General features: G+C 62.1%; 10 protein-coding genes. 1 reads left to right on the forward strand and 9 read right to left on the reverse strand.

Annotation, left to right across the window (positions count from 1 at the left end; translation table 11 throughout):
- Positions 1–148: 148 nt before the first annotated feature.
- Positions 149–1,507, reverse strand: coding sequence for a group II intron reverse transcriptase/maturase (gene ltrA / locus CD04_RS0112160; protein ID WP_231480571.1), 1,359 nt, complete (start codon positions 1,505–1,507; stop codon positions 149–151).
- Positions 1,508–1,969: 462 nt separating this feature from the next.
- On the opposite strand from ltrA, the gene CD04_RS23750 reads away from it, so the two are divergent.
- Positions 1,970–2,197, forward strand: a complete 228-nt coding sequence (locus tag CD04_RS23750) for a transposase (RefSeq protein WP_231480572.1) — start codon at positions 1,970–1,972, stop codon at positions 2,195–2,197.
- Here the strand turns inward: CD04_RS23750 and CD04_RS0112165 are convergent.
- The 8 genes from CD04_RS0112165 to CD04_RS0112205 form a co-directional block, all read right to left on the reverse strand.
- Positions 2,178–3,287, reverse strand: coding sequence for a zinc ribbon domain-containing protein (locus CD04_RS0112165; protein ID WP_156030250.1), 1,110 nt, complete (start codon positions 3,285–3,287; stop codon positions 2,178–2,180). The genes CD04_RS23750 and CD04_RS0112165 overlap by 20 nt on opposite strands.
- Positions 3,288–3,409: 122 nt before the next feature.
- Positions 3,410–4,759, reverse strand: coding sequence for an IS5 family transposase (locus CD04_RS0112170; protein ID WP_031407147.1), 1,350 nt, complete (start codon positions 4,757–4,759; stop codon positions 3,410–3,412).
- Positions 4,760–5,032: 273 nt separating this feature from the next.
- Positions 5,033–6,679 (reverse strand): chaperonin GroEL, encoded by a 1,647-nt coding sequence (gene groL, locus CD04_RS0112175; protein WP_031407150.1) that lies wholly within the window; start codon positions 6,677–6,679, stop codon positions 5,033–5,035.
- Positions 6,680–6,721: 42 nt separating this feature from the next.
- The gene (gene groES / locus CD04_RS0112180; RefSeq protein ID WP_031407152.1) at positions 6,722–7,012 is read right to left on the reverse strand and encodes a co-chaperone GroES; all 291 of its coding nucleotides are present in this window, start codon (positions 7,010–7,012) and stop codon (positions 6,722–6,724) included.
- A gap of 669 nt (positions 7,013–7,681) precedes the next feature.
- Positions 7,682–8,944, reverse strand: coding sequence for a hypothetical protein (locus CD04_RS0112190; RefSeq protein ID WP_031407154.1), 1,263 nt, complete (start codon positions 8,942–8,944; stop codon positions 7,682–7,684).
- Positions 8,945–8,960: 16 nt separating this feature from the next.
- The gene (locus tag CD04_RS0112195) at positions 8,961–10,520 is read right to left on the reverse strand and encodes a glycosyltransferase (protein WP_197033092.1); all 1,560 of its coding nucleotides are present in this window, start codon (positions 10,518–10,520) and stop codon (positions 8,961–8,963) included.
- 80 nt (positions 10,521–10,600) lie between these two features.
- A complete protein-coding gene (locus CD04_RS22650; protein WP_051849145.1) occupies positions 10,601–12,571 on the reverse strand; it encodes a rhamnan synthesis F family protein in 1,971 nt (656 codons plus the stop codon).
- A gap of 138 nt (positions 12,572–12,709) precedes the next feature.
- Positions 12,710–13,840 (reverse strand): DegT/DnrJ/EryC1/StrS aminotransferase family protein, encoded by a 1,131-nt coding sequence (locus tag CD04_RS0112205; protein ID WP_197033093.1) that lies wholly within the window; start codon positions 13,838–13,840, stop codon positions 12,710–12,712.
- Between the last annotated feature and the right edge of the window lie 90 nt (positions 13,841–13,930).

Below are 13,930 nucleotides of genomic sequence, written 5' to 3' on the forward strand. Positions count from 1 at the left end.
GTGGCGCGCCGACCGTAGGTCCAGGTTGTCTGTTTGCCGCCCCTTTCGTCTGGCGGTGCCCGAGTACCCTCGCCATAGCCACGTTTCCACACCCCGCTCATCGAACCCGGCGTGCCGATTTCCGGCACCGGGCTCTCGGACAAGGCGCTCATGCCTTCGCACACGGCCAGTTGCTGCGCCGCGCCGACAGTCGTTCCAGACCCAAGGTCTCGAACAGGTACTCGTAGGGATACAAGACCCTGCCACTGCGTCGCTGCTTGTGTTTGCGCAACAACCACCGCCACAGCCGCTGCGTGCAATACGCTTCCACGGCGCGATAGGCATTGCCCACCGTGCCGAGGCTGAAGTAATTGGCCCAACCCCGAAGCACGCGGTTGAGCTGCTGCACAACGTCAGCAGTTTCCTTCCAGGTCCACTTCCGATCCGTGATGGCGTGGAGCTCCTCCACCACACCACGCATGCTTTTCCTCGACGGCCTCAACCCATAGTAGGGATTGCCCGTGCGAGGCGAGTACATGCGCGCGAACGTGTACCCCAGAAAGTCAAAGCTCTCGCTTTGCGCCGTGCAGATGCGCGTCTTCGCCTCGTTGACCGCCAGTCCCAGCTTGCCCGTAATCGTGCGCAATCCTTCCAGCGCCACATGGGCCTCGCCCGGTCTGCACAGAATCACGAGGTCGTCGGCGTACGTCACCACGCGAGCCGCCAGTCCCAGTCGCTTCTGCCATTGTTTGAGGCCCAGAAGGACCCTTCGCATGGACAGATTTGCCAACAAAGGACTCAGCGGGGAGCCTTGCGGGATGCCCCGGCCGGTGTCGCGGTTCGTCGTCGTCCATCGCGGTTTGCCGCGATCGCCCGCTTCCTCCACCACGCATTCCAGCCAGCTCTTGATGAGCGCCAGCATCCGCCGATCCACCACGCGTCGGGCCACGCTGCGCATGAGCGCGGCGTGCTCGATGCTGTCGAAGTACGCCTCCAGGTCGGCGTCTACCACCTGCGTGTAGCCGTCGCGCAAACCCTGCGTCACGGCGCTGAGCGCGCCGTGTGCATTGTGGCCCTTGCGATAGGCGTATTGCTCAGGCTGCAGATCCGACTCGAAGATCGGCTCCAGAATCAGCGTCGCTGCCATCATGCACACGCGGTCGGCCAGGCACGAGATGCCCAGCGGCCGCATCTTGCCGTTCGCCTTGGGGATGTACACCCGGCGAATCGGCTTCGGTCGATAACTGCCATCTTTCAGCGTCTGTGCCAGTTCCCCGAGCCACCGCTCCGGACCGTACCTGGCCACATCCTCGAACGTCAGCCCGTCCACACCCGGCGCGCCCTTGTTGGCGCGGCACCTCGCGTAGGCGTGCTCAAGCACGTCCGCACGATACAGCTTGTCGTACAGCGCGTAGAAGCGAAACTCAGGTTCGGCCTTCGCTTTCGCATGCAATGCCTCCCGCAGATTGCCGACACCCTCCGGAGTTCGTAGGTCGCCCAATCTCCTGCCCTCAGCTGCCTTTGACATCGTCCTTGAACCAGGGCCCCTTCCCTCCACCGGCATTACCCGGCTTCGGCAGTACTACAGGCCCCTCCGCCATCCTGCACCGCCCGCTTCCGCCGTCACCGGCCAGCGGTTGTACGTCCCTTCGTACACGGCACAGGACTTCCCATGTTGCGGTCGCTTTCCCCTTGCATCCATGCCGCCGCCAATACCCCGGCGCGTCCACTCGGAGCCCTACCATGCTCGTCTCTCCAAGCAGTGCCAGCCTTCCCCGCATCAACTGACGGGTCGGCACGCGCATCACCCTTTTCGAGGATTGCTCAGCGTTCACTCGCGTTGCGGCCTGCATGCTCGCCAAGTCACCTAGCGTGACCCTCTACACCGAAGGCTTCAGTCATTTCGTTACCTCCATCACTGCTCCGGTTGCTTCCGGCTGGAGCACTCTGGCCGGGTGGGATTCGCACCCACTGGAAAGCGCCACCTTTCATGGCGCACGTTGAACTTGGGGTGCCCAAGACGTTGGCGCAGCGCGAGCATGCGTGTCCGCACTGCGGTCACGTCATGCAACGCGACCAGAACAGCGCGTTGGTGGTGCTCATCGACGCAAACACGCCTGGAACGGGCGTGGCGGCGAGACCCAAACCTCTGCCACGGCAACGTGGCAAGTCCAGGTCCTTGACCCGCGAAACCCCCGCTACAACGCCATGCGTTTAGCGGCGGGAGAGTTCATGAAGTTGCCCTTGGCCTGGCACGCAGTGATGGCCTCGCGCAGTGCTTCCACCCGCCCCTGGGCACCCTGCACGGGCTGCGAAGACTGTTGCGCGACCTGCTGGGACTTGGCCACCTGCACCGAGCCTTCAGCCTGCCGTTGATGCGTTCGCAGCCCAGCTGCCGCATGACTTTTCGCCTCAGGCTTGGGCTGCGTGTCCGCGCGCCGCCGCTGTGCGACTGACTTTTCCCGCTGCATGGCCTCAGGCGCCGCGCCGCGATGCGCACGCGGCTTGCCTTGGTCAGCCGCAGTCGTTAAGCCTGTTTGTTGCGCAGTGTGGGGCGCCAACGCAGCCACGCGCGGCGCAGACCCTGGCGCTGCGGCCCGCGTGGCGGGCACGTCGCTGGAGTGTTCCTGCCGAGCTGGTGGTACGGGCGGCGTCCTCACCACGGCCGGCGAATCAGCCGTCCCGGGCGTAATCGCTGTCTGGCGCACGTGGATTGCCCAGTAAGCTCCGCCAGCAATCACCAGTGCGGCCAAGCCAGCCACTGGCAGCGTCATGTGCGTGCGTTGCATGGGCGTGCGCGCGCGCACCACTCGCGCCGGCGGGGACTTCGCGCCCTCCTTCCCCATACCGTTGGCCGCATGCGCCTGGGAAACACTCTCCTCCTCAGGCATTGGCGCCGACAGCAAGCTCGCCCTTCGTGGGCGCTTGACGTCAGCCGCCACGGGAATGCGCGCGGCAGCCAACGCGGCAGCCCGCGCTTTGTCCTGGGCTTTGATCCGTGCTGCGATCTCGGCCAGGCGGGCCTGCTCGCACTCGGCCTCGGGATGGGTGGCGTCGGTTCGTGCACCATGCCCCCGGTCGACGTGCACGTGGCTCGCCGCAGCCGGCGCAGCATCCTCACCCTGCACCGCAGCTTGTGGCATCGATCCGCCATCGCGCCCTGAGGCAATGCCCGAATGGGCTTGTTCGGCTTCAGTCGAGGCCGAAGCGGTTCCGGCGGACGGCGCGGACAGCGTCGCCCCACAGCCTTTACAAAATCGGGCCTCGTCGTCATTCGACATGCCGCATCGGGTACAAAAGCGTGGCATTCCAACCCCGTGAGCCGAGTCGCCACATGGTAATGGACACACACGGGCCGGGTGCAAGCTGCAGCGCCCGATTGGCTTGTCGGGACCAGTTCCTCATTAGTCGGCGCTGAACAATGGCGTTTTCAGCGCACCGAGCCCAAGGGGATAGAGGCTGGCGGCACGTTCGCCACCAACCATGCGTGCACGGCGTCGGCAATGCGGGCGCAAAGAAACCTCAGCTTTTTCAGCAGCAGACGGATGTTGTGGCCGGCGCCGCACATCACGGCATGCAAGGCATCTCCGAGTGCGCCTTTGAGCGGATTGCGGGCAAGTCGGCCGTCGGATTTCATGTGACCGATGGCGGGTTCGATCGCGCTGCGCCGCTTGACCATTGCGTGCAGCGTTCGTGTGAGACCGCGTTTCTGGCCTGAGCGCAAGATGCGCACGCCATCGACCTTCACCCCCTGGTAGCCTTTGTCGACAATGGCGATCTTCGGCTTGGCGTCGGCCAGGATCTCCACTTGTTCCAGAGTTTCGGCCAGCGTGTGGCCATCCCAGGGGTTGCCCGGCATCGAGCGCATGCCTACGACCAGGCCCTCCTTGAGCGTGGTGGCGATCGTGACCTTCACGCCGAACTCATAGGGCGTCCTGGCCTTGCCTTTCGAGATGCACTCGACCTCGGGGGCATGCAGCGCGTACAGCTTGTTCTTGTCCTTGGTCTTCTGCGTCAGAATGCGCCCGGCACGCTGCAGCAGATCCTGGGCTTTGTCCCGCTGGGCTTCGGGCAGCGCGTGCAGCTTGCGCCCGACCTCGCGGTGCACCCGCCCGACGCGGCTGCGCAGAGTGCGCAATGCCTTCTTCATCCGCTTGAACTGCTTGGCGTGCGCGTAGCGGCCGATCTGCGCCGCCAGGCGTGGTGCCTCGCGGTTGTAGTTCTGGCGCAGCTCGATGCCGCCTGCGTCGGCCAGCTTGACCAGATGCTGGCGGCTTCTCTCCAGCAGCCGGCTGTCGGTCGGATGGGCAATGGCCTTGGGCATCACGGTCGTGTCGACGATGACGCGGTCCACGCTCGTCTTGCTGATCATCCCGGCCTTGCGCGCCGCCTCGATCGTCAGCGCCAGCAGCGTCTCGACGCCGGCTTCGCCAACGCGCTTTCTCCAGCGCGTCAGGCTCGATGGATCCACTGGCGCCTCGGTCTGCAGGTAGGTCTCGCCCGTGAAGAACTGCCAGTACGGATTTTCCACCCAGGTGCCCACCACCGCTTCATCCGAGGCGTCGAACGCGTGCTGAAGGTACAGCAGCCCTGCCACCAGCCGGGGAGACAGCGCCGGGCGGCCACGGCCCGAACTGAAGTGCCCGGCAAACGTGCGATGGATTTCGTCCCAGTCGATCAAACCCGCCAGGCGCACCAGCGGATGCTTCATGTTGATTTGTTCATCCAACCGCGCCCGGAACAGATCCGGCGGCGGCGACTGCGGGGAATGCGGACCCATGCGCCAAACCTCGTCGAAATTTGCAGGAAACCTCAGCGTTTAACGCACAAGCCTGCGATTTGGACGACTAAGAACGCTTGAATTGACGAACAATATCAACGTGTTGAGAATTGTTCAGCGCCGACTCATTACCGGTGCATCCCCCGATTTCGCGCTGGCAGGTCGGCTCAGCCGGCGCCCAAAGAAATGGGCCTGCAAACCCGAAAGTCTGCAGGCCCATGACCGAGTGAGCTGCGGCGTACCGCCGCGGCCCAACCCAGACACCGGACAGCTTTACATGTCCATGCCACCCATGCCGCCCATGCCGCCCATGCCGCCACCCATGGGTGCACCGCCCGTCTCATCCTTGGGCGCGTCGGCCACCATGCACTCGGTGGTCAACAGCAGGCCAGCCACGGAGGCCGCATTTTGCAGCGCGGTGCGGGTGACCTTGGTGGGGTCCAGAATCCCCATCTCGATCATGTCGCCGTACTGGCCGTTGGCCGCGTTGTAGCCGTAGTTGCCCTTGCCTTCCAGAACCTTGTTGAGCACAACACTCGGCTCGTCACCGGCGTTGGCCACGATCTGGCGCAGCGGCTCTTCGACGGCGCGCATCACCAGCTTGACGCCGGCGTCTTGGTCGTGGTTCGCCCCAGTGACCTTGACGTTGATACGGGCACGCAGCAGGGCCACGCCACCGCCGGCGACGATCCCTTCTTCCACCGCAGCGCGCGTGGCATGCAGGGCGTCTTCGACGCGGGCCTTCTTTTCCTTCATTTCCACTTCGGTCGCGGCACCGACTTTGACCACGGCCACACCGCCGGCCAACTTGGCCACGCGCTCTTGCAGCTTTTCACGGTCATAGTCGGACGTTGCTTCCTCGATTTGCACGCGGATCTGCTTGACGCGAGCTTCGATGTCGGCAGCGTTGCCGGCACCATCGATGACCGTCGTGTTTTCCTTCGCCACTTCCACGCGCTTGGCTTGGCCGAGGTCGGCCAGCGTCACCTTCTCCAGGGTCATGCCGGTCTCTTCCGAAACGACCTTGCCACCAGAGAGAATGGCAATGTCTTCCAGCATGGCCTTGCGACGATCGCCGAAACCTGGAGCCTTGACAGCCACGGTCTTGAGAATGCCGCGGATGCTGTTGACCACCAGGGTTGCCAGTGCCTCGCCGTCCACGTCCTCAGCGATGATCAGCAGCGGCCGGCCCGATTTGGCAACCTGCTCCAGGATCGGCAGAAGATCGCGAATGTTGGAAATCTTTTTGTCGTTCAGAAGAACGTACGGATTTTCCAGCACAGCGACCTGGCGGTCCTGGTTGTTGATGAAGTAGGGCGACAGGTAGCCGCGGTCGAACTGCATGCCTTCGACGATGTCGAGCTCATTGTTCAGGCTCTTGCCATCTTCGACCGTGATCACGCCTTCCTTGCCAACCTTGTCCATCGCCTGGGCGATGATCTGGCCGACGTCCTCATCGGCATTGGCCGAGATCGTCCCGACTTGGGCAATTTCCTTGCTCGTGGTGCAGGGCTTGGACGTCTTCTTCAACTCTTCAATCAGGGCTGCCACAGCCTTGTCAATGCCGCGCTTGAGATCCATCGGATTCATGCCGGCGGCAACAAGCTTCATGCCTTCGCGGGCCATTGCGTGCGCCAGCACGGTAGCCGTCGTGGTGCCGTCACCGGCATTGTCGCTGGTCTTGGACGCCACTTCTTTCACCATCTGCGCGCCCATGTTCTGCAGCTTGTCCTTCAGCTCGATTTCCTTGGCCACGGACACACCATCCTTGGTCACGGTCGGGGCACCGAAGCTGCGCTCCAGCACCACGTTACGGCCCTTGGGGCCCAGCGTGGCTTTCACGGCGTTGGCCAGTACGGTCACGCCTTCCATCATGCGGGCGCGGGCATCTGCGCCGAATACAACTTCTTTTGCTGCCATGTGTATATCTCCGAATGGGGTTTGAATGAGGACGGGTGCGAATTACTTCTCGATGACCGCCATCAGGTCATCTTCGCGCATCACCATCAATTCGTCGCCGTCAACCTTGACGGTCTGCCCGGCGTACTTGCCAAACAGCACGCGATCACCAACCTTGACCGACATGGGGCTTAGTTCGCCCTTGTCATCACGCTTGCCTGGGCCCACGGCCAGAACTTCACCCTGATCGGGCTTTTCGGCGGCGTTGTCGGGAATAAAAATGCCCGAAGCCGTCTTGGTTTCTTGTTCCACGCGCTTAACGATCACGCGGTCATGCAAGGGACGCAATTTCATTCGTGTTGCTCCTGTTGATGGAATTCGAGGGATTGAACGCATGCCAGTGCAGGGCACCAGCCTGAGCGCTTGGGGAGACTGCCGGATTTCCAAACATCTGCCGCTAGCACTCACTACATGCGAGTGCTAATTGTAGGGCCAAAGCGCGGGAATTCAAGCCCCTCACTCACCACATACCCGACCCGCTGTCGAGTTTCATTCAATTCTGAATTCCGTTCACTCAATTCTGAACTCCACGCACGGCCAGCACGGCTGCTCACAAGACCGCAACCCAATCCGTCCCGCGCTGTCGATCGGCTCCAACGAGCAATCGGACGCGTCAAGTTGTCGGGCAGAGGAAGCCGCGGTGCGTCTTCACACAGCCTCCGCCCGAAGTGGTCGGCCATGAACGTGCAGCCGATGGACAGGTCACGGCCCGGGCCTGCCGTTCATCGTGGCAAGCTTCCCATGGCCGGTTCTGTTGCCATTCGGGCACGTCCGTCGCAGCGTCAGCGGGGCCTGCGAGATCGTCCAGCAGCCCTTCCTGTCCGTGCGAGCCTACGGAGATGGTGACGCGCTCAGCTGCCATGATGCTTGCCATCAATTTCACCGCTGCGGCACTGCAACGCAAAACACTCCCTGAAGTCGGACCGTGCGCAAGTCGCCCTTGAAGACCTGGCGACACATCGCTCAGTATCTCTTTAACCGACGCAACAAGCCGCTGAGTCCTTCGCTTTGCAGCACCTGCATCCCCCTTGAGGCAAGCCGGCGCGCCGTTGTGGGGTTGCGCAGTGCCTGCAAGAGTAGGTCAGTCAAAGGCACCATCCCGGCAACCTCATCTCCGGCGCGATAACCCGGGCTCAAGCGCGAACGAAGGCGCTCAAGCGCCGCCGGCGCGAGCCTTTCATCGAATAGCTCCGGAAATTCACGCACGCCCTGCTTCTTCCACCATTGCAAAAAGCCACCCGCTGCGAGAGGGTCTGGGAACGCACGTTGCAGATCCACGCGCTCACGATACACCACACGCTGTTCCGCGCTGATTGGCTCGCCATTGTCGAAAGTCGCAAAAAACCAAGGAATGCGGCACAACGGGTCTTTTCCCAACTCAGCGATTCTGTTGGCATACCACCGAAGCAGCATTTCCACGCTTTTATTTCCGCTGGCGTTCTTAGCCGCCATAATATGGTGATCGCCCTTATCAAATCCGGTAAAATGATAAAAGCCGAGTGGCTTGCCATCCACCGTAAAACCCCGGTCGAAATCACCGTCCAATTGGCGCGTTGTCAAGTTCCAAGTGGCAACATCATGGCGTGTCGTTCTGACAATCCCAACTTCATCAAAAAATGCTGGAACGAGATCGACCCACCGCTGATCCGTAAACAGTCCATTGCAAATATCGGCACGGCAGAAATAATAAAGTCGTTGCGCCCACCAATGCGCAAAACGCATACCCTCGTCGGTTGGTGAAACACCAAGAAAGCCGAGGTTATAAATCCCATGTTTGAGGCTGCCAATTTCATTATCGATCACAGCACTTAGGGTCGTCTCCGGGTCAGTCTGATGCGGCACGAGAAGAATACTCGACTGCCGCAATGCCGCGATGATATCGTCCAAGGGAGAAAACAGCACGACATCGGGATCGAGGTAGATGACACATTCACAGTCCTCACGCCTGAGCAAACTCTGCAAGGCAAACGGCTTGATCGCCGTGGCCAGTTCGACGATGCGATGCGTGAAAGCCCAGGCACGATGCTCTGGGATCCCGAGCGAATCGATGGTCATTAAGTCGTCGAAGGGCTCTTTCGACAAATCAATCTCGCCGCGCAACTCATCGGCCAAAGCCAAATGCAACACCCAATCAGGATGATATTTTCGGACCGACTCAAACAAGACGCGCGCCTTGGGGATGTAATTCAGCGCCGCACTGGTGAAAACATGTATTTTTTTTTGCATTATTAAGCTCGCTTGGTCACTTATTTTGCCCTTCACCCCGAGACTGCAAAGACTCATAGGCGGTGTTCAACGCATCGAGAAGGGCATTGCCCTCGAGGATCGGGATCACCCGTCCCGAAGAATAGCCGCGCACTGCCTCGGCCTGTGCGCCCAAATCAAAGCAGACCAGCGGAAAATCCATCCGAATTATCTCGTGAGTGACATAGGAAAACGTTTCTGGAACCATTGATGGAACAAATATAAAATTGACTGCAGATTTCTCGATCAAATCTGGCAAATCCGCATGCTGATAATTCCCCATGATCTCGACAACCTCTTTTGGCACCGCCTCATCGATTAGCCCAAAGATCGTGATTTTTACATCGGATCGACGCTCGGCAATGGCGCGAGCCAAACCGGAAACAATCCGAGAGCCCTTGTGTTTTCCAATATTGCCTACCACACCAACGCGTAGAGGAGAAGATGCCGGGACCAACACTTTCCGCGCGGGGAAGTACTCCAAGGAATGGGGCTTGACGTGCAACTTGTCGACGGGTACGTCCGGATACGCCTGGCGCAGGAGTTGCAGGGTTGATTGGGAGAAAAAAAGCAATTCATCCGCTTCATTGATCAAACGCCGCCATTCACGTCGCCAAAGGTGGATGTCCCGCGCCGGAAAAAAGCTCACGAATCCTTCTTGATTCTTCGGCAGGCATTTTGCACAGACACTGGTGTCCGGAACGTTGCAAAATTTGCCTGAGGCATTGATCAAGAAATGCGATGGGCAAAGCATGTAAAAGTCGTGGACTGCGAGCGTCAGCCGTCCGCCAGCGATCGATCGCAGGGCGATGAGAAAATCGGGAATGCGTTCCGCCTGCGGAAACGACACCGCGTTATTGAAAAAAATATCCCCGATGTATCCCTGGCGCGCCAACTCCAACACGGCATCGAGATTCGGCATGGCAAGGCGGCGCGTTCCGGGCGCTCCATAGACCTGCGCGGCGTAGGTCAGCGTGGGCACATGGAAAGTCAGCAGCAGGGCAACGCCGCCCTCGGCAACATGGGCGGCTATGCGTTGCTGACGGTACTGCGGTGCGCCACCGCCAAGGTCATGGTCGATGACGAACAGCGCTGGCTTGCCCGATCGTGCAGGCTGAATCACACTTTTCAGGTCTGCGAGCGGGTCAGCCACTGACACCGGTTTGGCGGCCAAATAACGTCTGGCCTTGTCCCAAAGCACGTTGAAATGCCCGTGACGGATCAACCGGAGCGCTCGCATCGCCAAGGTCAGGCCAACGTGAAACGCCGTTCGCAGTCTCGACAGTCCGTCGGACGTGCCGTGTGTCGTTTCGAACAGCGAGATGCTCCTGGACGCTCCCGTGGCCGTGATCGCGATCAGGTGCACACTGACTAATTCAGCTCCATTCCAAGCGACGCTGGCAAGGAACCCCGACGCATCGGCATGAGGAATGTGCGCGAACCGATCGCTTACATCCTCGCGCAACGATCCATATTGGACAGCTTGCTCAACTATCCGCCCGTCTTGCAAAATGCACTGCAAGCGGACATCGACCAGTGGCCCGGCCTCATCGCACATCCAGCCCCAGCAGTGCAGGAGCCCTGGCTTGATCACGAGGTGATCGACGTTGTGGTGCATCCCCGTTGTGTGAGCGGCGCTCATGACTTGATCCGCCGCAGCACCTGTGCCACGCGCCCAGGGAGTGAATGGTGGAATTCGTCGATATAGGCCAAGCGCTCCAGCGCCAGATGCTGGGCTTGCGCCAGCGCTGCCTCCAGAGCCTCGGCGTGCGCGATGCGCTCTCGCGCCAACGATTGCACATCGGCCAGCGCGGCCTCCAGAGTCTCGGCATGCGCCATGCGCTCTAGCGCCAGCTTTTGCGCATCGGCCAGCGCGGCCTCGGTGACGACCAAGCGCTCACGCACCTGGCGAAGCTCATCAAGCAATTGGTCGCTCGCGGTTCGCGCAAACGCCACCGGCCCTTCCGCGTCCTGCCGTCTGAGGGGAGGCGCGGTCATCAAAGCGACGCCGTAGCCGCCGCCGCGCACGGCCAGTGGCAACACCCGCTCGATCGCATGCGCGAGCGTTCCCTCACGCTGCCCTTGCTCGGGCTCGAAATCCGAGGCACCCAAGCCCAAGGTCAAAAGCGGGACCAAGGCCTGGGGTCGGAACCAAAACATCGTCCCAGCGAAGAAATGCCAGTTGTCGAGGCTACCATCAGGCAACAAACGGCGTGCCAACTCGACCACGCGATCATGGCAGCTGTCACGGTAATCCTGTTCCGCCACCCAATAATCTTGCAGACCCAAAAGACCCAGCGCCTGATCGATTCCAAAACGCGCGCGAATCCGCTCGGTCTCTTCGGCACGGCCGAGCAAGCCACCCCACAAATCCAGGCGCCAGCCCTGGCCGTCGATCTGCGCGTAGTCCGAGCGTTTGGTATGCAGTTTGCAAACACACGCATAGCCCTCTTGAATCAGGGCCGGCAAGACGTGCAGGAAAGCCGCCAAGTCGCGCCCCTGATTCGGTAATTTAAACACCCGGGCCTTGGGCTCATACGCCTCAACCAAGACCTTGGCGTGCTCGGCGTGGGGCCCCGCCACGCTCACGAATAGGTCGATATCGGGCCAGAGCTGCTCAAGCAGCGCCACGACTTGCGGCCATTGCTCCGGGTAATACAGGTGCAACATCACGGCGGTTTTGACTGGCGCAATCCCTCCGCGCGGCGAGGTATCAAGGTCAGTATGCGAGTGTCCGGCGCGCAAGCGGTGCACCTCCTGGCGGACGAGGCTCCATCCGTGTTCGGCGTGCTGCGTCTGAAGGTCGGCCCCGGACGACCGAGGCAGCAACGCGTCATAGACACGCCGATCAACCTGCCCCAGGGTCGCATCTGTCGGCGAGTCAGCTGCGCCCGCAACTGTGTTCAAGTCCTGAATTTGGTGCCGCAAAGCCGGCTCCACCACGGCCACGACGCGCGCATCCACTGCCGATGGCTTCAGCCCAAGAAAGGCGGCCAATCGGTGAAGTTGTCCTGTCGGGTCACGCAGAAGTTGCGCATATGAAACGAACAGCCGATCCCGGCCCGCCGTCTGGTTGCAGGCTGACACCAGATGATCGGCCCACAACCAGCGCGCCCGCTCCAGGGGCAACCGGTCGCGCCGGAGGATCGACAACGCGCATTCCAGCGGATCACGCAGGGTCAGAACGTATCGGACGCTCAGCCCCGCCTGCTCGAACTGTGGGATCCAAAAATCCAGCAGCCGGCACATCCGCGGGTCCTTGATCACCAGAGCACGCTCCGCGCCGAACGCCGCGCACAAGAGCTCCTGCGCGCGTTGCGCGAATTCCCCGAAGCGTCTCGCGCCAATCCGAGCAACCGGGGGGATGCGCGACGCGTCCCAGGCGCAGCCCAGCGCGGCCAGCAGGGCGTCGTTGAACTCCACTAGGGCGCGCAACTCCCAGTAGCCGCGCGCGTTTTCGGGGGTGGCGCCAAGAAGATCTTCCTCTTCGCCCGCCCACATACCCATGGCATTCAGACATGCGGCGAGCGCGCTCGTGCCGCTGCGGTGCATGCCCAGCACCACGACCAGTGTTCTTCCCTCCAGGGGCTGTTCAATATCGGTTTGCATTTTCAACACTACGGTAGCAGTGGACGGAGTAAGCGGTTTGCACCCGCACCGCCTCACCAATCCACAAATCGCCTGAAGGCGGCCGGGCGAAGGGGTGTGTCGAGTCCTTCACTGGTTGCCCCGAGCACCGTTCATCCATCAGCCGCTGCATGCGCTCAACGCTGCACGCAGCGCCTCGAAGAGCGCCTCGCGCTCGCCGCCCTCCCAGCGCGAATACATCGGTAGGCACACCATCCGGGCTGCCAGATCGGCGCTGACCGGCAGCGGCTGCCCGCTGCTGTCGCCACCGGCTCCAGCCACGGTATGCAATGCCGGGCGGTAGTAGCGCCGGGTTTGCACGCCGAAACGGGCCGCCGCAGCCTCGAAACGGTCGGCAAGATCGGCAGTCGGCGCCAGCACCGGGTAGGCCTGCCACGGCGGGACGCCCGGAGCGCTTGCCAAGCCCCAAGCGGGCGCTTCGGCGCGGTACAACTCAGCATAGGCGGTCGCGGCTGAGCGCCGCGCGGCCAAGTGCGCGTCAAACGCCGCGTCCTGCGCCAGGCCGATGGCGGCCGTGAATTCGCTGACCTTGCCGTTGAAGCCCCAACCTTGCAGGGCACCGTCGTGCAGGCCGAAGTTCATCACCCGGCGCAATAGGGACACGTCCTGCGCGTCGCAGGCAATAGCGCCGCCTTCGCCCACCGCAAACACCTTGGTGGCGTGCAGGGAAAACGTCTCCATCCTACCCTGTCGGCCCACCGGCACGCCGCCGGGCAGCGCACCGCCCAGTGCGGCGGCACTGTCAAGCACCAGAGGCAGGCCGTGGGCGTCGCACCAAGTCTGTACCGGCGCCCAGTCACGGCACATGCCAAAGGTCCGCACACCGAGCACCGCGGCGAGAGGCCCGCCGTACGCTTCAGCCGCGGCTTGGATCGTGGCCACGTCCAGCTCCCAAGTCTGGGGGTTCACGTCCGCCAAGACGGGCGTGAGCCCAGCCTGCAACACTGCGCCCAGCGTGGCCGGAAACGTGAAACTCGGCAGGATCACCCCTCCGGTGCGCTCAAGGGCCAGCAAGGCAGCGGTGATGGCCGCCGTGCCGTTGGCCGCCAACACCACACGGCGGCCGACCCGCGCGGACAAATGCGCCTCCAGTTGCAGCGCCAACGGCCCGTGGTTGCTGAACCGATGCGTCTCATAAGCGCCGCGCAGCAGCGGCTGCCAAGCCTCGGGTGGGGGCAATTCGGGGCGCTGAAACCAAAATCTGAGAAGCGGTTGTTGCGAGGTGGGCATGGCAGAACGCAAGGCGGCGGCAAGGCGCACTGACCACCAAATCGATGATGATAGTGTGGAGGCCACTCCAACAGCCGACGGCTGGCACCG

It is taken from the genome of Thiomonas sp. FB-Cd, assembly GCF_000733775.1.
In the GTDB taxonomy this organism is placed as follows: Bacteria; Pseudomonadota; Gammaproteobacteria; order Burkholderiales; family Burkholderiaceae_C; genus Thiomonas_A.